This window comes from Aurantimicrobium minutum, assembly GCF_029894165.1.
Classification (GTDB): domain Bacteria; phylum Actinomycetota; class Actinomycetes; order Actinomycetales; family Microbacteriaceae; genus Aurantimicrobium; species Aurantimicrobium minutum_A.
The window spans coordinates 1,607,030-1,627,913 of the sequence record NZ_JARXXU010000001.1 but is presented as its reverse complement, the minus strand read 5'-3'; the positions used below and the strand labels follow the sequence as shown (position 1 = coordinate 1,627,913).

The window sequence follows — 20,884 nt, the reverse complement described above, 5'->3', positions numbered from 1 at the left end:
CTATCGACGTTAGCCGTCCAGGTGGCTTGTTTCACGTTGTCGACAAAGATATCTACATTGATTGGATCGGTCGTATCGTCGTCGAACGTCCAGCCTTCCAGGCGAAATGTGTTTGTTCCTTCAACATTTGCGGAATTCAAAAAACCTATCGGAACATTTGAAGTGAATTCTCGGCAGCCTAGAGTTAAGTAACTGGTTCGGTCGGGCAAATTTTCTATTCGGACACAGTAAATATGACGACCTATTCTTGGCGAGGTGGTAAAAGCGAAACCTCGATTTTCTCCAACGCCAGGGTAGAAGCTATTTAGTCCAGATCTGGTTTTGTTAGCAATATCTGAACTTACGACTATATTGTCTTCTAAGACCTGCACAACAGCGGAAGAGCTAAGTTCGTCTGCATCGAATGACCAACCTTCAACCCTCACAGAGCCATTCGAATTTTGAGTTATCTTATCTAAATAGCCGCTTGGCTGAAACTGAGTGAAACCAAACCAGTCGGAAAAGTAGTTGTAAAAATTACGGTTACCATATGCCGAACAAGTATCACCAGTTCCATACCCGGCCCGAAGAGCCGCGGAGTTTGGTTGATAAGGAGTATAAATATAAAGCGCGTGGGTAGCCTGATTTCGAATCGTAAGATTGGTTCCATCACAGTCAGAGTTTGGGTTGTAGCCAACAAAAGAGGTTTGCCCAACGGGGTAACGAAGGTCATATCTTAAATACCAATCTGTCCCGGGCCCTGTACCAGGTGGTTGCGTGTAACGCTTAAGTAAATATGCACCGTAATGAACTTGATTGAAAAAGCCATAATAGTCGGTGTCACAGGCGGCAGTGTCGGGACAACCTGCTCCCATAGCAGAACGATATTGAATTGAAACTGGCCAATCATCTGTTACGAGTCCTTGCTCTTTTTGAAGCATCACGAGCAGCGCCTTTGCGGAAACTCCACAGGTAGCCTGAACTTTGAAAATGATTTGTGCGGATGTCTCATTAACTCCGCCTGTATATTTAGCGCACATAGGAGTTGCTGGGATGTCATGGGTTGTTTCGCTGAAATCCTTCAAGCACGTGTATCCGACTCGACAAACACTTACTTTGGAATCTAAGAAAGTTTGGATTTGAGAAACAGACAGAGCGTTTCCGTCATACATGAGACTGTCGCTAATAATCAACTCAGGGTTAAATTGGGACAAATCCGCTCCGTACGCTGCCCCACTGGAATTGGAACCTGAAATTTCAGCACTAATAATCAAATTTGAAGAAATAAAAACAAGGCACAATAACAAAATGATTGGCTGAGTCTTAAAGAAACGGCGTGATGCGAAAAACATTCGACCCATGGTTGAATTTTATACTCTCTACACTGAGAAATCCCTGATTAAGCAGGAAAGTCGAGGAGTGAATTTCATTCGTTTAAGAACAATGAGTGAAATTCAAAGTGTGTTGGCCTAGACTCTGAAAATGTATTCAGATTTGGTTTTGAGTCTTTGGAGTTCAGCTTTAGCCTGAAATAACTAACCTGGTTGATTGATTCAAAACAAGGAGTTCACTTTGGCCATCAATATAAGTCGACACTGCAATTTAGATTCGTAAAAAATAGGATAGACATGGGACTAAGTTTCAGAGAACTTACCGAGAGCGACGCCGAAATGGTTGGACGTTGGCGTTCCTCGGAACGAGTTTCAAAATTTCTAAATACAGACGTTGAATTTAATTTGGTGCGACAAATCGAGTGGATAAAAAATTCATTTAGCAGAAGTGATTATTACCATTGGATTCTAAGCAATAATGGGGAACCAGTTGGGCATGTTCAAATTTGCCAAATAGATCTGAAAAAAAAATCTGCACAATGGGGCTTTTTTATTGGTGAAGAATCCGCTCTTGGACTGGGAGCTTTCGTGCCGCCATTGGTTTATTCGTTCTGCTTCAATGAACTTGGCCTTGAATATTTGGAGGCTGAAGTACTTCATATTAACTCAAAAGTTATTGCTCTTCACCAAATTCATGGTTACCAATTTGCTCCTGAGCTCGACAAAGTCGTTATCAAAAATGAGAAGGAATTCCTGTCGGTTGGCATGAAGTTACAGAGCCACAAATTTATCGGTTCAAAGTTTGACCGGGAAAAAGCGGAATTTCCTATAACATCCTGGGTGGGTTGCCCTTTTGCACTAGAGGCAACAGATTAACTGATTTTAGTTACGCAACTACAACGCTACCTAAAATAGGAACAATTTCACGTTCTCCGCAACTTGAGGAGTCGCCCAAAATAGTACTTAGTTGCTGCGGCCACATTGTGAGTTCTGAATACGTACCAAAATATGTACAACCTAGAAGGCTTTAAAGCAAATCCTTTCCTATTCCAATGAACAGGAATTCGTTCAAAATCTCCAGGAATTGATCGCATAGTTGCTAGCCATAGGTCCATGACCTCGTCGATATCGTACTTTGATTTCACGTCCTTAAAAGCATTTTCTGCAATTTGAAGTCTTTGATGAGGATTATCAATCAAATACGTTATGGCTTTTAGCCATTCACGAGGATTACTTCCCACTTTTATACCGGTTACATAGTCAACAACCTCAGAATAAGGCGGTAAATCGGCATAGACGCTCGGAATTGACATGGCCCCGTATTCGCGATATTTATTGTTTGTTTTCGCTGAGTTTTGCTTTGTCTGTCTCAGGGGAGCTAGGCCAATATCCCATGCACGCTCAATTTGAAATGAAATGTAGTTTTCATAACTTGTGAGATGTGGAAAAATCTTGACTCTCTTATGATTAGAAAGTCGCGGCGGGGAGAGTCCGATGATATCGATTTGACAGTTGTAATTCGCATCAAGAATTTCTTCAAGTGCTTTTTCAAGAGTTTGAAGGTCTGGAATCCTGGAATGGTTGCTTGCAAAACCGATTCGGATATCTGCTGATGGTGCCTTCACCCTGTATTTATTTTGTGATTCAGATATTAAACTAAAGTCAAAATATGCAGGTAAATTTGCAATTTTGGGGTTGTACTTTGTTAATCTTTCCGATAGAACCGATGAGTTTGTAATTACCAAAGATGCTTTCGTAATTAGAGTTTTAAGAGCAGAGTAAGTAATAGGTTGTCTGTAATACTTTCCTAGTGGAGTTTTAATGTCCAAAGAGAAAAAATCGTCGTCAATGTAGTAGAAAAATGGCCTATTCTGCTGAGAAAGCTGTAGCGCCAAACTTGCCGACCACGGCGATGCGCACCTTACAAAAAAGGGGATTTCATTGGGGCGAATTACTAGCTTGTTAGTTTCGCTGAATTTGACGACACGAAATTTAAGCTGTTTTCGTTCGAAGAGATTTAAAAATCCTCTTTCCAAAATTTTTACCGTTGTCGTCGATCCCTCATGTATCAGGACGATTGACCATGGCAATCGGATTTCAGATTCCCCAAAATCTAAATGTTTAGGCTGCATTACAAGATTTGACAGCTGAAGTCAAAGTGCTTATCACGCGAAATATGTCTTCATCTGTTAGTCCAAGATGCATGGGCAAAGAGAGCAACTCATCGCATATTTTGTGAGCTATAGGTGCTTTACCTGCGCCGAAGTGGTAGAGAGAATAGTCAGTGTTGTCTCTGTAATGTACGCCTGGGTAGATACCAGCATTATTTAGCTCATTCATAACGGAGTCACGATTTGGAATTCGAATCTGAAATAAATGTCGAGATGAAGTTGCATCGTCGGAGTGAATAATAATTTTTATATTTTCGACCCCTTGAAGACCGTCAATATATAGTTGAGCCATTTCTCGCCTGCGCTTGTTGTCCTCGTCTAAATACTTTAATCCAACGAGTGCCATGGCTGCCATGATTGAATTTCCGTGATATTTGTAACCCAGCTCATCCACTTCATACTGCCATTTATATGTGCCAGCTTCGGTCGAGCGCGCATATGTATCTTTATTGATACCAAGCCATGAAAGGCGTCTAGCGTGTGAGTCATCTTCTTCATTGTTGAAACAAATCATGCCCGAGTCTGCAGTCGGTAGATTCTTAACTGCTTGAAAACTATAAACGGCAACATCCGCATCAGTTCCTATATGAGGTCCCTCGTGAGTTTTAGTTCCAGCCATGTGTGCTGCGTCTAGGATTAGTGCGATTCCATTTTCTTTACAGATTTTCAATACGTCCTTGTATCGGCCGGAATTTCCTCCGATCCCAACGTAGATGAGCGCTTTAGTCTTTGGTGTGATGACAGATTTGATGCTCTCGGGTGATAGGCATAACGAATCGTCAACGTCTGCAAACACAGGGATCATGTCTGCATAAAGTATTGCGTGGTTTGTTGAGACAAAAGTTAGTGAAGTAGTAATGACTTCCGCATCGTTGGCCCATTTATTTTTCCTCTTCAACACTTCAAGTGCTAGATGAAGTCCCGATGTATTGCTGTTCAAAAAATGGGCGTATGAATACCCGGAGTAGGACTTCCACTTCTCTTCAATTTCTAAAGTTAGATATCCCATTCCTGGCCAGCCCCTTTCCAGGGCTGGGCGGATGGCTTCAAGGGTTTCTTCGACCCGAATTTTTGGAACAAAAAGTTGAATGTTTTCCATTTTCCCCTACTAGGCTGGGCTATTTGATTTACCGAAGTATGCATCAAGGATTTCGTCAATATTGCCACTGAGCTTTATCTCACCGTGCTCAAGCCATATCGCTCGATTGCAATTTCGTTCCAATAACCCCCGAGAATGACTAGCAATAATTAGGATATCAGAGTTGTCGACAACAGCCCGTATTCTGTTTTCGGCCTTGTGAACAAAATCTTCGTCACCCACAGATAGCCATTCATCCATTATTAGGATTTCCGGTTGCATAATCGTCGACACGGAGAAGGCGAGTCTCATTCCCATACCTGTCGAGTAGGTCCTAACAGGTAGGTCAATAAACTCTCCTAGCTCACTAAATTCAATAATTTCATTCATCTGAGCTTGAATCTGGCTTCTTGTCATTCCCATGAGGACTCCGCGAGTTATTATGTTGTCGCGACCAGTAAGTTCAGGGCTGATTCCCAGGGCGATATCAGTTAAAGACGAAATTATCCCCCCGCGTTCAATTTTGCCCGAAGATGGTTCATAAATTCCAGCTAGTAACCTCAATAGTGTCGATTTTCCGGCTCCATTGTGCCCCACAATACCAAGTCGATCACCACTCTTGAGCTGCAAATTAATGTCATTTAAGGCGCGAACGGTTACCTTGCCGCCCTCACTACGGCCTACTTGTCCGCCCGTTGCGGCTCTGATTAGTTGATTGGCAAGGCGTCTACTAGATGCATTGAAAATCGGGAACTCAACATTGACATTGAATAAATTAATTTTTGACATTTAGACCCAATATGCTAATCGTTTGTCGAAACGAAGGTATGTATAAGTTGCCCCGATGATCGCAATAAAGGCAGTAATCAGGGCAATCGTCCAGTTTGTGAGTGATGGTTCCTGGTTTAACAGCGGAAGTCTCATCACCTGAAGGAGTGACGTGAGGGGGTTTGCAAGAACTATTTTCTGAGTAAGCCCGGCAGGGAGTGAATCGAAGGGCCAAATAACAGGAGTTATGTAGAAAAGAACCATCATAATTGCTGCGAGAATCTGAGGGATATCCCTAAATCGCGCTGCAATAGTCGAGAGCACCGTCGCTACAGCAGTCAGGGCAACGAGGACAAGAAGAAATCCTGGAATAACCAGCAGAATAGTAGTGCTTATTCCTTGAGGGAAAAATATCAAAACTACTGGCAAAACTACAATGTTGTGCGCAAAAGTTATTAGACCTTTGGTCGCGATTCTTACAACGTATGTAAAGTGAGGCACCGGTGAACCATGAATGAATCCTTCGGAGTAGACGTAGGACATAGCACCATCATTGATCAGCGTTCCGATCAGGTTCCAAAACACGAGTCCTGTTGCGAGATATGGAAGGTAGTCCGCAATATTTACTTTAAATAGAAGACTGTAAATTATTGCTATGGCAGCGATGCTTACGAACATGCTTATTGTTATCCAAAATTGGCCTATGAAAGTACGTTTATAAGTTTGGCGAACATCTGTCCACCCCAAGTAGGACCCAATCTTCAAGGAAGTTACTAGTTTTTCTAAATTCAAGTTTGTAACTCCCAATCTAAATTTTGAGCAAAAGTACTCATTTGCCAGTGAACTGACAACGCCACTTTAATACTAATTCTACAATTTGAGTTCTAGTTGCGGGTTGAAGGTTATTTGTGAAAAAGCGTTGATCGGTTTACAAATATTGACAATCGCCAACTCCCCAAATTTTGGATACGTAACCAAGAGAAATTAATGTAGAAGCTTCCCTTTTGGATTCCAGTATGGAGTTACTTCTGTTGGTTCGGATTCTAACTTCAGGGAACTTTTCAATGTTGAACTTCTGACCAAATAATCGTGCCCCCGAAAGGATTCGAACCTTCGGCCTTTGGTACCGGAAACCAATGCTCTATCCCCTGAGCTACGGAGGCGTGTGTAACTTCAGTTTACCACCGTGCCGAGCGGGGAAACTTCAGCAATAGAATTGGTAATTGTGACCCCTCAAGACCTTGCCCGTGAATTATTCGAACGCATTTTGTCTGTTGCAGCAAGGCGAGGGGCAGATGTCTCGGGTCTAAATGTTGACGATGTGGTTCTGGAGCGTCCAAAGAACCGAGATCACGGTGATTGGGCCTCAAGCATCTCACTCAAGCTCTCGAAGCCGTGGGGTTTGAATCCTCGTGAGTTGGCGACGGAACTTGCCAATGATGCTCAAAGCATTTCCGGTGTCGCAAGTGTTGACGTTGCGGGTCCAGGTTTCATTAACATTCGTCTTGAAGTAGGTGCCGCTGGCGCTCTTGCCAAGACAATCGTGGACAGCGGTGCCACATTCGGCAATGGTGACGTTTACCGTGGCGTGAAACTCAACCTTGAGTTTGTCTCTGCTAATCCGACAGGCCCTATTCACATGGGTGGTACTCGCTGGGCGGCTGTTGGCGACTCTCTCGCAAGAATCCTCCAGGCCGCCGGGGGTGAAGTGACGCGTGAGTATTACTTCAACGACCACGGTGCTCAGATCGATCGATTTTCGAGAAGTTTGATCGCGGCCCACCTGGGGGAGCCCACTCCGGAGGATGGCTACGGCGGAGACTACATTCACGATATTGCTGCTCGTGTTGTCGCTGCTTATGGCAATGACCTTTCAGTATTGCCACGGCACGAAGTTCAAGAAGTTTTCCGCGCCATTGGTGTTGAGCTGATGTTCGGAGAAATCAAGGCCAGCTTGCACGAGTTCGGTGTCGATTTCGACGTGTATTTCCATGAAGAATCACTGCACGAATCTCGCGCGGTTGAGCGTGCTGTGGAACGCCTGCGTGAACAGGGCCACATTTTTGAACTTGATGGTGCAACCTGGCTCTGCACGACAGAGTTCGGCGACGATAAAGACCGCGTCATCATCAAGAGCGATGGCGACGCTGCTTATATTGCTGGTGACTTGGCTTACTACCTTGACAAGCGTGAACGTGGTTTCGATAGAAACATCATCATGCTGGGCGCAGACCATCACGGCTATGTTGCTCGCTTGATGGCAATGTGTGCAGCATTTGGCGACGAACCCGGTGTGAATCTAGAAATCATGATTGGCCAGATGGTTAACCTTGTCCGCGATGGACAACCTATTCGAATGAGTAAGCGGGCAGGGACAATAGTCACGCTCGAAGACCTCGTTGAAGCTGTAGGCGTTGATGCTGGCCGTTATGCTTTGGTCCGTAGCTCAAGCGATTCGCAGCTCGATATCGATCTCGATGTTTTGGGCAAGAAGACAAACGATAACCCTGTTTTCTATGTGCAATACGCACACGCTCGCACGTGTGCTGTGGGGCGTAATGCCGCATCGGCCGGGGTCCGCCGCGAAGATGGCTTTGTCCCCGAGTACTTAGATCACGAGTCTGAATCCCAACTCCTCGGAGCTCTTCAAGAATTCCCCCGTATCGTGGCCCAGGCTGCTGAACTTCGCGAACCTCACCGTGTTGCCCGATACATCGAGGAAGTCGCTGGCTACTATCACCGCTGGTATGACAAGTGCCGAGTCCTGCCACAAGCAGATGAAGAAGTTAATGACCTTCACCGAACTCGTTTGTGGCTCAATGATGCTACTGGGCAAGTTATCCGCAATGGACTTGGTCTTCTTGGGGTATCAGCGCCAGAACGCATGTGACCCAACTTAAAATTTCAATGTTCCAAACTTCGGAGTAAATTTATGACGAGCCAAGTAAGTGTCCTACTTCCAACAATCTCTGTCGATGAATGGCTGGACGAAGCGGTTTGGTCAATCCTTAATTCTGCTGATGTTGAGATAGAACTCTTAGTTATATTCGATGGATGTCAACCAGACTATTCACGAGACTGGATTTCAGATCCAAGAATCAGGTCTATAGTCCATGAGCAGCGGGTCGGACTTCCCGCGGGATTGATGAGCGGTCTAGCTCAAGCAAAACACGAACTCATTGGCCGGTTGGATGCTGACGACATTGCGGAGAAACATCGACTCTTCAAGCAAGCAAAATTTCTCCAAGAAAATCCCAATTGTGTTGCTGTGGGAAGTCGAGTCAGGATCATGGATGAGAGGGGGGTCCTCGGAAATGAAATTCGGTATCCAGTTGGACCCGATATTAGGAAAGAGTTAATTTTCCAAAATGTAGTTCCTCACCCAGGATCCATGTTCCGGAAGACTGCTTCGGCCCAAATTGGTGGCTACGATGTCACTTTGAAAAACATGGAAGATTATGACTTTTGGCTGCGCATGGCGACAGAAGGTGAAATTGCAAATCTTGATGAAATACTGACTTTTTATAGGGTTCACTCAGGCCAAATGAGTAGGGGAGCCAAGCCGTACGGCCCTTACATCAACCAAGTTTTAGCCTCTAAATCAAAGCTTGCTCGAGTGCTAAATTACAGCCGGATGAAATTTTTATTTGAACAATTTATTTGGCTCACAGTTCAATATCTTCGTTATTTCCGGATTATTAAACCCGGCTATAAACGAAAGTTTAGGTAGCTATATTTCGACTACTCGCAGGGAAATCAGTCAACCCTGCGTTGCGTTTCGTGACCCAGGTAATTCGAAGTAGAGAGTGTTGGATTCGCGATTTGTTCTTCGGCTGTGTATTTGAATTTGTTTGCGGGGATTTCGTGCGGTCTGAACCAGATTCAGGTCCAGATTCAATCTTCAATTAGAATGGGTACGCGGTTATTCTTTTTACGCAAAGGCTTCAGGGACCAAGCCGGGTCCGCTCGCCCACAATTCTTCTCTCAAATCTGTATTTCAGTGAGGTCCTATCGTGGTCGTAAACCCGCTTGCTCCCAATTGGCTGAACGCTGACGTGGAAGCCAATGAGCTGGTTGCTGGGATTTGGGCTTCAGGAGTATTGCGTAATTCTGCCGGAGAGATTCAAGTCGCTGGGTTGCCGGTTACTGAAATCTCCAAGAATTTTGGCACTCCTGTATTCGTCATAGATGAAGCCCATGCTCGCTCAACCGCTTCGAGGGTGCGTTTATCCTTTGAATCTGCGTTCTCTCCCGTCGGTGGTTCCGCCAAGGTCTATTACGCAGGCAAAGCATTCCTCTGTACTGAAGTAGTGCGTTGGGTTTCCGAAGCAGGACTCAACGTGGACGTTGCCAGCGAGGGAGAGCTCGCAGTAGCTCTCGCTGCCGGACTTGATCCCGCCCGCATCGGCCTTCATGGCAACAACAAGTCACAAGCAGAAATCGAGCGTGCAGTCGACGTTGGAGTTGGAACCATTGTTATCGACTCACTGGTAGAGATTGGACGCGTTGCAGATGCAGCTCGTCGCGCAGGCAAGACGCAACGCGTTCGCCTGCGTGTGAACAGTGGCGTTCACGCTCACACGCACAGCTTCCTTGCTACGGCCCATGAAGACCAGAAGTTCGGGGTATCCATTTCCAACGCACCGGCACTCGTTGCCGAGATTCGTAGTAACGACTCCCTCGAATTTGTAGGCCTCCACTGCCATATCGGCTCTCAAATCTTTGGCACCGACGGTTTCGCTGAATCCGCTGCCCGTTTGCTGTCCCTGCATGCAGAGCTCCTTGAAGGTGGCCCTATTCCTGAGCTGAACCTCGGTGGTGGCTTCGGTATTGCGTATACCCCAGCTGATGAGCCAACGCCTATCGAGGAAATTGCTCAGGAGATTGCAAACGTGGTTTCTGCTGAGTGTGCTCGTCTTGAAATCGATATTCCTGTTATATGTGTTGAGCCCGGACGCGCAGTGATTGGCACGTCCACCTTCACTCTCTATGAAGTGGGAACTACCAAAGATGTCACCGTCGACGTCGTCGACGACAGCGGCAAAGCAACCGGGCAAACAGCAGTGCGTAAATACGTCAGCGTTGACGGTGGCATGAGCGATAACGCACGCCCTGCTCTCTATGGCGCTGATTACTCAGTTCGCATGGCAAATCGTGTTTCGGATGCAGAGCCAGCGCTCGTGCGTATCGCGGGTAAGCACTGTGAAGCCGGAGATATTCTTGTCTATGCGGATTACCTCCCTGGAGATGTTCACCCCGGTGACCTGCTAGCTATTCCTGGTACTGGCGCATATTGCTGGTCGCTAGCCAGTAACTACAACTACTTAACTCGACCTCCGGTAGTGGCCGTGAAAGACGGCGCCGCCCGCGTGATCGTGCGCGGGGAAACCGAAGAAGACCTCTTAGCGCGCGACATGGGCGTTATCCGAAAGGCTCAGTAATGAAAAAGGCACAGAAATGATTGAGTACCGTAACGTCCGTGTTGCTTTGCTGGGTGGTGGAACCGTCGGCGCACAGGTTGCCCGACTCCTGCTCGAACACCAAGAAGAGTTTGCTTCTCGCGTAGGTGCAAGCCTCGAGCTCACGGGTATTGCTGTACGCAACCTAGATTCTCCTCGGTCGGCTGATCTTCCCAAAGAACTCTTCACCACTGACGCTGAATCTTTGATTCTGGGTGCAGACATCGTGATTGAAGTGATGGGTGGTCTCGAGCCTGCACGCAGCTACATTTTGCAGGCCATCAACTCTGGTGCTGACGTCGTCACTGCAAACAAGGCACTCCTCGCCACTCACGGAACCGAATTGTTCGAAGCTGCTGAGCGCGTGGGCGCTCAGCTGTACTTCGAAGCTGCCGTGGCAGGCGCTATTCCCATCATTCGCCCACTGCGTGAAAGCCTTGCCGGTGACCGCGTCAAGCGCATCATGGGCATTGTGAACGGAACTACCAACTACATTTTGGACAAGATGGATGTTGAAGGCTCGACCTTCGATGACGCGCTCGCAGTAGCTACCGAGCTGGGATATGCCGAGGCAGATCCCACAGCCGACGTGGACGCTTTCGATGCAGCTCAAAAGGCGTCCATCCTTGCCAGCCTCGCTTTCCACACCACTATTCCTTTGGAAAGTGTGCACCGCGAAGGCATCCGTGAGATCTCGGGCAAGACGGTAGAGCTGGCTAAGAAGGCGGGTTACGTGGTCAAGCTCCTCGCAGTATGCGAGCGCTTGACTGACCCCGCCACGGGTGAAGAAGGTGTCTCTGCGCGCGTTTACCCCGCATTGATTTCCCGTGAACACCCCTTGGCTGCCGTGCACAAGGCAAACAACGCGGTATTCGTGGAGGCAGAAGCAGCCGGCTCTCTGATGTTCTATGGCGCTGGCGCCGGTGGTCCCGAGACTGCTTCTGCAATTCTGGGTGATCTGGTCTCAGCTGCCCGCCGCCACGTTATTGGAGGTCCTGGTTTGGGTGCGTCTACGCACGCCAACCTTCCTGTTCTACCCATTAGTGCGATTACGACCCGCTACCACGTGACTTTGTCGGTCTTTGACCGCCCCGGTGTTCTGGCCTCTGTGGCAGAAGAGTTCGCCAAGCACGGAGTTTCGGTTGAATTGGTCGAGCAGGGCACATTTGGCAGCGAGGCGGTGTCTGGAGAGGCTGCTCCGACGGCTACGCTAGTAATTGGCACGCACGCAGCTCTCGAGTCTGATCTGGCGGCCACCGTTTCCGCTCTCGCGCAGCTGGATGCCGTGAGTTCAGTGGTTTCGGTTCTACGAGTTGAAGGAGCCTAAATTGGCACACCAGTGGCGTGGAGTTCTGCCTGAATACGCAGACCGCCTAAACATTTCTGACGCAACCCCCATCATCACCCTGGGTGAAGGTGGAACGCCACTGATTGAAGCCAGGGCACTCTCAGCTCGCACCGGTGCACGTGTCTTCGTGAAATACGAAGGAATGAACCCCACGGGTTCGTTCAAGGACCGCGGGATGACCATGGCCATCTCGAAGGCTGTGGAGCATGGTGCGAAGGCAGTTATCTGTGCATCCACCGGTAACACCAGTGCGTCTGCTGCAGCCTATGCAACCCACGCAGGTATTTCCGCCGCTGTTCTCATTCCTCAGGGCAAGATCTCCATGGGTAAGCTCAGCCAGGCTGTTGCTCACAACGCAGAGATTATTCAGATCGAAGGAAACTTTGATGACTGCCTCGACATCGCTCGTGACCTCGCCGCTAACTACCCTGTTCACCTCGTGAACTCGGTGAACCCTGACCGCATCGAAGGACAGAAGACTGCTGCTTACGAAGTCGTTGAAGTGCTGCAGGACGCTCCAGACTTCCACTTTGTACCTGTTGGTAACGCCGGTAACTACACCGCGTACTTCCGCGGCTATAGCGAAGAACTGGAACGGGGTGCATCTACCAAGCTTCCACGCATGTTTGGTTTCCAGGCAGCTGGCTCAGCACCCATCGTGCTCGGTCACCCCGTCAAGAACCCTGAAACTCTTGCCAGCGCGATCCGCATTGGTAACCCAGCTTCGTGGGAGTTTGCACTTGGTGCACGCGACACCAGCAATGGCTACTTCGGTGCCATTGATGACGCAGGCATCCTCGCGGCCCAGCGCATCCTCTCTGCTGAGGTCGGCATCTTCGTTGAGCCAGCTTCTGCCATCTCGGTTGCAGGTCTGCTCGAGCGTGCCGAGAACGGCCACATCCCCGCAGGCTCCACTGTTGTGCTGACCGTGACAGGTCACGGCCTCAAAGACCCTCTCTATGCCCTCAAGAAGGCAGACGGAACAGATGTGGCCCCCACTATCGTTCCCGTGAGCACCGAAGAGGTAGCTGGCGTACTTGGTCTCACCAAGGGCGCATCTCACTAATGTCTGCAGGGTCCATGTCGGTGCCGGAAGGCCGAGCAGTCACTGTTCGCGTACCGGCTACGTCGGCAAACCTCGGGCCCGGCTTTGATACTCTCGGTCTCGCGCTGGGTTTCTACGACCAGCTAGAAGTAGAAACCCGAGCTGAAGCTGGTGCCACCGTCGAGGTCATTGGTGAGGGCGCTATTGATAGCGCTGCACCTGTTCCCACAGATGCCTCTAACCTCGTAGTGCAGTCCATTGCGCACGCTTTCGCTCATGCGGGCGTGGCAATGCCCGGACTGAACCTTCGTGCACACAACAACATTCCTCACAGCCGGGGAATGGGCTCCTCGAGTGCAGCAATTGTGTCTGGCCTCATGGCGGCCAAGGGTTTACTCGAGGGAATCTTCGAATTCAACGAAGTAACACTTCTGGAGCTCGCAACTGAGCTCGAGGGACACCCTGACAATGTTGCTCCTGCGCTTTTCGGTGGTTTGACCATCGCGTGGACTACAGATGAAGGTCCACGCTGCAAGAAGCTTCTCGTTCACCGCGGCGTTTCTCCACTGGTGCTTGTGCCCTCGTTCACGATGTCGACCAAGTTGGCGCGTTCTCTGCAGCCAGACAGCGTTCCTCACGAGGACGCGATCTTCAACGTCTCTCGCTCTTCACTACTCGTGGCAGCACTCACGCAGAGCCCAGAGCTACTCTTCGAATCTACTGAAGACAAACTTCACCAGGACTACCGTGCTGAAGCTATGCCTCAGACCAGTGCCTTGATCAAAGTCTTGCGTGAGAATGGTTTTGCCGCTGTTGTTTCAGGGGCCGGGCCATCAATTCTTGTATTGTGCTCAGATCCTTCGCAGCGAATTGCCACAGCCGAATTAGTGGCTCAGCATGAAGAGTCACCGTGGCGGAAATTGATGTTGGCCGTTGATTTCGCTGGCGCGGTCTCTTGGAACACCTTCAGTTCAAGCCACGCGAAAAAGTGAAGTTTGTAGCTTTGCTATCTTGACCCCAGAAATTGGAATTTTTTTAGGACCGCCAGGTTTAACCACTCAATTGCGGGGGCTTAGCTATTATCGAACTAAAGCAAACTGCTTTTTTTCTATCGAAAAGTCGCATTAAAGACAGGAAACAAATGAATAAAGATATTTTCATGCAGGTATGTGCTCACATTCTTCAGAAAGATGTCTCGTTAGTAAGTCTTGATGACAACTTGACTTCAGTAGGCTGGGATTCCTTAGCAAACGTTGAATTTATCGCAGAAATTGATGATCAATTCGGCGTGACGCTTGGTTCAGAATCACTTGCGGACTGCGAAACTATCGGCGAACTTTTCAACTTAATTAATAAGCAAGTAGGAAACTAGAAATTGAATTCGGCCAAAATTTCGTCGGTTAGCTACTATCTGCCGGAGAGAATACTTTCCAATTCAGATATCGCTGAACTTTTTCCTGAATGGTCAGTTGAGAAAATTAGCGCCAAAACTGGCATCTCAACGAGGCACATCGCCGCAACTGATGAATTCGCATCTGACATGGCAGTTAATGCTGCAAAAAAACTCTTCCATGAAAACAAAATTGACCCAAATGATATCGAGTATATAATTCTTTCGACCCAAACTCCTGATTATTACTTGCCGTCAACAGCATGCATCATTCAAGACAAACTGGGGGTACCTACTTCATCAGGTGCGACAGACATCACTTTAGGTTGCTCTGGATATGTCTACGCGCTCGGTCTAGCAAAGGGGCTGGTTGAATCAGGGCAAGTAAGTAATGTCTTGGTGCTGACTTCGGATACATATTCCAAATTTATCAATGAGGCGGATAAGTCAGTCAGGACTATTTTTGGAGATGCGGCAACAGCTACATTGGTAGAGCTGGATGCGGCGGGAGAATCTATCAGCGGAATTACTTATGGAACGGATGGTTCTGGCGCAAAAAGTTTGATAGTTCCAAATGGAGGATTGCGAAAAGGAACTGCAATTTCACCACGGTCTGAACCCATGTTGAGGGAATTGAACTCTAACGGATATGACCTTTACATGGATGGCCCAGACATATTCAATTTCACTATCAAAGTTGTCCCGGAAGCACTTGGTAAAATTCTTACCAAAGCCGATGTTCGTAAAGACGAAATTGATTTATTCGTATTCCACCAAGCAAATGCGTTTATGCTCGACCACCTTCGCAAAAAATTAGAAATCGAAGATGAAAAATTTATTGTCTCAATGTCGGACATAGGTAATACAGTTTCGTCGACAATCCCAATTGCACTCTCGAAATTAGTTGAAGAAGATAAATTAAAACCAGGAATGACGGTGCTTTTACTGGGGTTTGGTGTGGGCCTTTCTTGGGGTGGGATGGTAGTAAAATGGAGATAATAATTGATTCTTGCTCGACATGAAGTGCCTTTGATCTGGTTCAAATTTACTGAAAAGTAGCTAGATTATGAGTTTTGTAAACAAACTTAATTACTTGCAAATTAGTGTTTTGTTAGCCACATACGTGTAGCCAAACCGATGCGAATTACGCCTCTCACAGGTGCCCACAGAATTCCGTTGTATTTGTTTTCGATAAATCGCATAGCAGAGTCATGGTGAATTTTCAGCATGTCCTTTTTGACAACCTTGGTGGATTCTCCACCGATGTGAGTAATTGAAACCTCAGGGACATAGAGAACTCGGTAACCGAGCTTGCCGAGTCGGTAGCCCATGTCAACGTCTTCCATATACATGAAATATCCTTCGTCAAAGCCGTTGAGGGCGCGGAAAGTCTCCGTTCGGAACGCCATGCAGGAGCCAGAAACCCAACTGACAAGAACAGTAGTATCCTGGAGATAAGCTTTCGAGTGGTAGCGCTTAGTCCATGGATTGGACGGCCAAATATTGGAAAAAATTGCATGGCCAATTCCATTGCGAAGCGAGGGGATATTCCTTCCTGACGGATAGACGGAACCGTCTTCGTTGAGAATTTTTGGCCCCGCTGCACCGATAAGTGGATCTGAGTCAAGGAGGTCGCGGAGGTAGCCGATGGTCTCGAGTGAGATCACACTGTCTGGGTTGCAAACAAAGATGAAGTCAATTCCCACGGGAAGCTGCTCAACGACTTTATTGATTGCGCCGCCGTAGCCGAGGTTACAATCAAGCTCAACTAGCGATGCGCCAAACTTTTTGCATGCTATCCGCGTCGTGGCAATATCCCAAGAAGCGTTGTCAGCGACAAAGATGTGTCCGGAGTGGGCAACAGTTGCCGCGGCAGAAGCTAGAAAGCTTTCCAACTGCGCACTCGAGTTGTAGCTCACGGTAATGATGGCTACATCTACAGGGGGTATTAACTTCGCGTTCACTCGTTATTCTCCGGGCTCAAGACTACAAGGGCACGCCCAGCGCAGGCTGAGCGCAGGCGGTCAGCCTCAAACTGCTAGAATAAAAGTGTTCCGGTTGAAGTCGCGTCATCACGCGAAGGCCTCCCAGAACATTCACCAGTTCGAATTCGAACTTCTGTTCTACACATCGCACTACTTCCCGTGAATCCCACCCTCCTTGCGAGCGGCTGAGGTCTGGAACCTGGAGTGCCAAACATATAAGGAGAGCTCATGTCTGAGAACTCAATCAATGAAACCCCCGCTGCAGAAGCAGCACCCCGCAAGCGTACTTCTCGTCGCGCAACCGTCACTGCTCCGGTGTCCTCGGCTGATGCCGTCACCGGTGCAGTCTCAGTGAGCGCTGCACAGCACGTCAACTCCGGCGACGCTGGTCTTCCTGCGCTGGCACCTGCTCTGCAGGCCAGCGCTGAGGAAGCCCCTCGCCGTGGTCGTGGTCGTCCCCCCAAGAAGGTTGCTGAAGCTAACGCAGATCCTGCACCGGCAGAATCTTCAGCTCCAGCTGTTGAATCCAGCTCCGATGACGTTGAGGCGGGTCCTCGTCGCGGCCGTGGTCGTGGACGTAACACCGAATCTGTAGAAGGTTCATCGGAATCCGAGCAGAGCAACGGTAACGACAACGGTACAGAGGGCGACAACGCCGAAGGCGATCGCCCCAACCGTAACCGTAACCGTAACCGTAATCGCCGTGACCGCAACGATCGCACCGAAGGCGACAACGGTAACCGTAATAGTGGTCCCGAGTCCGAAGGCGAAGAGCGCTTCGATCGTAACGACCGTAACAATCGCAACAACCGTCAGCGCGACCGCCGCCGTGGTGGCCGCATGGGCGATGACATCGAACCTGAAATCCTCGAAGATGACGTTCTCATCCCCATCGCGGGCATCTTGGATGTTCTGGACAACTACGCCTTCGTTCGTACCTCCGGTTACCTCCCCGGTAACAACGACGTCTATGTCTCACTCGGACAGGTCAAGAAGTACAACCTGCGCAAGGGTGACGCGGTCATCGGTTCGATCAAGCAGCCTCGCGATGGCGAAGGCTTCGGTCGTCAGAAATACAACGCACTGGTCAAGATTGACTCGATCAATGGCCAGACCATTGAAGAAGCAGCTACCCGCGTCGACTTCCAGTCATTGACTCCTCTCTACCCCCAGGAGCGCCTGCGTCTGGAGACCGAATCTTCCAAGGTCACCGGTCGCATCATCGACCTGGTTTCTCCCATTGGTAAGGGTCAGCGTGGTCTCATTGTTGCGCCGCCCAAGGCCGGCAAGACCATCGTGATGCAGCAGATCGCCAACGCCATTGCCCAGAATAACCCTGAAGTTCACCTCATGGTTGTCCTCGTGGACGAGCGTCCCGAAGAAGTTACCGACATGGAGCGCACGGTCAAGGGTGAAGTTATTGCCTCGACCTTCGACCGCCCGGCTGAAGACCACACCATGGTGGCAGAGCTCGCGATCGAGCGCGCGAAGCGCCTCGTCGAGCTCGGCCAGGATGTTGTCGTACTTCTTGACTCGATCACCCGTCTGGGCCGTGCCTACAACCTGGCAGCTCCTGCTTCCGGTCGTATTCTCTCCGGTGGTGTGGACGCAGCTGCGCTGTATCCACCCAAGAAGTTCTTCGGCGCTGCACGCAACATTGAAAACGGCGGCTCTTTGACCATCATTGCGTCGGCACTGGTCGAGACTGGTTCGAAGATGGACGAAGTCATCTTCGAAGAGTTCAAGGGCACCGGCAACATGGAGCTCCGCCTCTCTCGTTCGCTCGCAGACAAGCGCATCTTCCCTGCAGTTGACATCAACGCGTCGGGCACCCGCCGCGAAGAAATGCTGATGGGTCCTGACGAAGTCAAGGTCACCTGGAAGCTTCGCCGTGCTCTTGCTGGTCTGGACCAGCAGCAGGCGCTCGAGAGTGTCGTGAGCAAGCTCAAGGACACTGCGACGAACGTCGAATTCCTCATGCTCATGCAGAAGTCCAACGCTTCCAAGGAGGACTAAACCGTGCTGTCTTCTGTACAAGGCCTTCTCGCCGAGTACGAAGAGCTGCAGGTTCAGCTCTCCGACCCGGCCGTGCACGCTGACGCGTCTCGCTCGAAGAAGCTCAACCGTCGTTATGCCGAAATCAGCCAGATCAAGATTGCTTACGAGCGTTTAACCGCACTCGAAGAGGATCTCGCTGCTGCCAAGGAACTAGCCAAGGAAGACGAGGCATTCGCTGCTGAGATTCCTGCACTCGAGGAAGCCATTCCTGGAGCACAAGAAAAGCTGCGCCGTTTGCTGATTCCTCGCGACCCCGATGATGGCCGTGACGTGATCATGGAAATCAAGGGCGGTGAAGGTGGCGCAGAAAGCCAACTCTTCGTCGCTGACCTGCTGCGCATGTATCTGCACTATGCCGAGTCCAAGGGTTGGAAAACAGAAGTTCTGGATAAGACCGAGTCTGACCTGGGTGGTTTCAAGGACGTTCAAGTTGCCATCAAGGGCAACTCGAACGACCCTGCACAGGGCGTCTGGGCTCACCTCAAGTTCGAGGGCGGTGTGCACCGCGTTCAGCGCGTGCCCGCAACGGAGTCTCAGGGACGCATTCACACCTCAGCTGCAGGTGTGTTGGTCTTCCCCGAAGTAGACGAGCCTGAAGAAGTGTCGATCAACCAGAACGACCTCAAGATTGATGTCTATCGCTCGAGTGGTCCTGGTGGACAGTCGGTGAACACGACGGACTCTGCTGTGCGTATTACCCACCTTCCTACCGGCATCGTGGTCTCCATGCAGAACGAGAAGAGCCAGCTGCAAAACCGCGAAGCGGGTATGCGCGTGCTGCGTGCACGAATACTTGCTCGTCAGCAGGAAGAAGCAATGGCGGAAGCCAGTGCCGCGCGTAAAGAACAGATCCGAACCGTGGACCGATCAGAACGCATTCGCACCTACAACTTCCCGGAGAACCGCATTGCGGACCACCGCACTGGCTACAAGTCCTATGACTTGGACCGTGTCATGGATGGTGCACTTGAGCCAGTCGTGCAGTCGTGCATTACCGCTGATGAAGAATCGCGACTGTCTGCATTGGGCAATCAAGCCTAAAACTAGGGACTTATTCACTCTCTGTTTACCGCGGAGCTCTAGACTCGGGGTCTAGGAAATCTTTGTCACATGATGGGGTAATGCAATGAGTACTAACACCGAAAACATCCTGTTTTCCGAGCCGTTCCGCGTACCCTTAGCAACCGAAAACCTTATTACCGTGATTAACTCTGATCATATTCACGGTGATGGACCCTTCACTTCTTCTGCTACCCACAAACTCAGTAAACTCACTGGATCGAAGAATGTCCTCCTTACGACCTCTGGTACCGCAGCACTTGAGATGGCAGTGAGACTGTTGCACGTTGGCCCTGGTGATGAAGTTATCGTGCCGAGCTTCACTTTTTCTTCCGGCGCAGCTTCCATCGTTGCCGCGGGGGGAATGCCGGTATTTGTGGATATCGAAGGTGACACCGGGAATATCGACCCAGCGCTCGTTAAAGCGGCGATAACGCCAAAGACAAAGGCCATCTCCGTCATGCACTACGGCGGTGTTCCGGTAAACATGGATGCCATCATGGCGATTTCTCGTGATCACAACATTCCTGTCATCGAAGACAACGCACATGGGCTGGCGGTAGAAACCAGATTTGGAACTCTCGGGACTATTGGTTCAGTAGCAATACAAAGTTTCCATGACACCAAAAATATCCACTGCGGTGAAGGTGGTGCGATACTTATCAACGACCCCGCTCTTGTAGAAGCGGCAGAAATTATGCGAGAAAAGGGAACGAACCGTTCCAAATTTTTGCGCGGACAGGTGGACAAATACACCTGGGTCGAATGGGGTTCGAGTTTCCTGCCCTCCGAACTCAACGCCGCAGTGCTTGATGCACAGCTGGATGAATTCGAAAACATTCAAAAGAAGCGTTTTTCGATTTGGAACACCTATCAGTCTGAGCTCGTTGAGTGGGCTGCAGAACACTCTGCGACGTTGATGTCCCCGCCTGAAGGCGTCCATGCCGCGCATGTATTCTTTGTGTTGATGCCTGACCAATACAAGCGTGATGCTCTCCTTGCGCACCTTCGTTCTCGCGGGGTTATTGGGACATTCCATTACGTTCCGTTGCATTCCAGTCCTGCTGGAGTGAAGTATGGACGAGTCCACGGCTCTATGGACAAGACAGATTCTTTCTCTGGCCGTTTAGCACGTTTGCCTCTGTGGCCCGGAATGTCAGATGAGCAGGTGAAGCGCGTCCTCGATACGATGAAATCCTTCCAGTAAGGATTT

The 20,884-nt window shown here is 49.4% G+C and carries 17 protein-coding genes, 1 tRNA gene and 1 pseudogene; 12 read left to right on the top strand and 7 right to left on the bottom strand.

The window, feature by feature from the left end; all coding sequences use genetic code 11:
* Positions 1–1,340 (bottom strand): annotated as a pseudogene (locus M2119_RS08140) (hypothetical protein); the annotation flags it as partial.
* 267 nt (positions 1,341–1,607) lie between these two features.
* Between M2119_RS08140 and M2119_RS08135 the strand changes: the two are divergent.
* Complete coding sequence (locus M2119_RS08135) at positions 1,608–2,186, top strand: GNAT family N-acetyltransferase (protein WP_280804425.1); 579 nt, start codon at positions 1,608–1,610, stop codon at positions 2,184–2,186.
* A gap of 47 nt (positions 2,187–2,233) precedes the next feature.
* Here the strand turns inward: M2119_RS08135 and M2119_RS08130 are convergent, their stop codons facing one another.
* From M2119_RS08130 to M2119_RS08110, 5 genes are all read right to left on the bottom strand, one after another.
* On the bottom strand, positions 2,234–3,442 hold the full coding sequence (locus M2119_RS08130; RefSeq protein ID WP_280804424.1) for a glycosyltransferase: 1,209 nt from the start codon (positions 3,440–3,442) through the stop codon (positions 2,234–2,236).
* Complete coding sequence (locus M2119_RS08125; protein ID WP_280804423.1) at positions 3,432–4,580, bottom strand: DegT/DnrJ/EryC1/StrS family aminotransferase; 1,149 nt, start codon at positions 4,578–4,580, stop codon at positions 3,432–3,434. The genes M2119_RS08130 and M2119_RS08125 overlap by 11 nt, the downstream gene beginning before the upstream one ends.
* Positions 4,581–4,589: 9 nt before the next feature.
* A complete protein-coding gene (locus M2119_RS08120) occupies positions 4,590–5,348 on the bottom strand; it encodes an ABC transporter ATP-binding protein (protein WP_280804422.1) in 759 nt (252 codons plus the stop codon).
* Complete coding sequence (locus M2119_RS08115) at positions 5,349–6,074, bottom strand: ABC transporter permease (RefSeq protein ID WP_280804484.1); 726 nt, start codon at positions 6,072–6,074, stop codon at positions 5,349–5,351.
* A 343-nt stretch (positions 6,075–6,417) separates the two neighbouring features.
* A tRNA-Arg gene (locus tag M2119_RS08110) sits at positions 6,418–6,490 on the bottom strand.
* Between the two features lie 62 nt (positions 6,491–6,552).
* Here M2119_RS08110 and argS point away from each other — a divergent pair.
* From argS to M2119_RS08070, 8 genes are all read left to right on the top strand, one after another.
* Positions 6,553–8,217 carry an arginine--tRNA ligase gene (gene argS, locus M2119_RS08105; RefSeq protein ID WP_432418507.1) on the top strand — a complete coding sequence of 555 codons (1,665 nt, stop codon included), beginning with the start codon at positions 6,553–6,555 and terminating at the stop codon, positions 8,215–8,217.
* A gap of 42 nt (positions 8,218–8,259) precedes the next feature.
* Positions 8,260–9,057, top strand: a complete 798-nt coding sequence (locus M2119_RS08100; RefSeq protein WP_280804421.1) for a glycosyltransferase — start codon at positions 8,260–8,262, stop codon at positions 9,055–9,057.
* A gap of 283 nt (positions 9,058–9,340) precedes the next feature.
* On the top strand, positions 9,341–10,768 hold the full coding sequence (gene lysA / locus M2119_RS08095; protein ID WP_280804420.1) for a diaminopimelate decarboxylase: 1,428 nt from the start codon (positions 9,341–9,343) through the stop codon (positions 10,766–10,768).
* Positions 10,769–10,784: 16 nt separating this feature from the next.
* Complete coding sequence (locus M2119_RS08090) at positions 10,785–12,113, top strand: homoserine dehydrogenase (RefSeq protein WP_280804419.1); 1,329 nt, start codon at positions 10,785–10,787, stop codon at positions 12,111–12,113.
* 1 nt (position 12,114) lies between these two features.
* Positions 12,115–13,200: a threonine synthase gene (thrC, locus tag M2119_RS08085; protein WP_280804418.1), complete on the top strand. Its 1,086-nt coding sequence runs from the start codon at positions 12,115–12,117 to the stop codon at positions 13,198–13,200.
* Positions 13,200–14,171 carry a homoserine kinase gene (gene thrB / locus M2119_RS08080; protein ID WP_280804417.1) on the top strand — a complete coding sequence of 324 codons (972 nt, stop codon included), beginning with the start codon at positions 13,200–13,202 and terminating at the stop codon, positions 14,169–14,171. Before thrC ends, thrB begins: the two co-directional genes overlap by 1 nt.
* 149 nt (positions 14,172–14,320) lie before the next feature.
* The gene (locus M2119_RS08075) at positions 14,321–14,551 is read left to right on the top strand and encodes an acyl carrier protein (RefSeq protein WP_280804416.1); all 231 of its coding nucleotides are present in this window, start codon (positions 14,321–14,323) and stop codon (positions 14,549–14,551) included.
* Positions 14,552–14,554: 3 nt separating this feature from the next.
* Positions 14,555–15,568: a 3-oxoacyl-ACP synthase III family protein gene (locus M2119_RS08070; RefSeq protein ID WP_280804415.1), complete on the top strand. Its 1,014-nt coding sequence runs from the start codon at positions 14,555–14,557 to the stop codon at positions 15,566–15,568.
* Positions 15,569–15,669: 101 nt separating this feature from the next.
* On the opposite strand, the gene M2119_RS08065 is transcribed toward M2119_RS08070, so the two are convergent.
* Entirely contained in the window at positions 15,670–16,533 is an 864-nt protein-coding gene (locus M2119_RS08065) for a glycosyltransferase family 2 protein (protein ID WP_280804414.1), read from the bottom strand.
* A gap of 249 nt (positions 16,534–16,782) precedes the next feature.
* On the opposite strand from M2119_RS08065, the gene rho reads away from it, so the two are divergent.
* From rho to rffA, 3 genes are all read left to right on the top strand, one after another.
* A complete protein-coding gene (gene rho, locus M2119_RS08060) occupies positions 16,783–18,570 on the top strand; it encodes a transcription termination factor Rho (protein ID WP_280804413.1) in 1,788 nt (595 codons plus the stop codon).
* 3 nt (positions 18,571–18,573) lie between these two features.
* Entirely contained in the window at positions 18,574–19,653 is a 1,080-nt protein-coding gene (gene prfA / locus M2119_RS08055; RefSeq protein ID WP_280804412.1) for a peptide chain release factor 1, read from the top strand.
* Positions 19,654–19,738: 85 nt separating this feature from the next.
* Complete coding sequence (gene rffA, locus M2119_RS08050; RefSeq protein WP_280804411.1) at positions 19,739–20,878, top strand: dTDP-4-amino-4,6-dideoxygalactose transaminase; 1,140 nt, start codon at positions 19,739–19,741, stop codon at positions 20,876–20,878.
* The last annotated feature ends 6 nt before the right edge of the window (positions 20,879–20,884 follow it).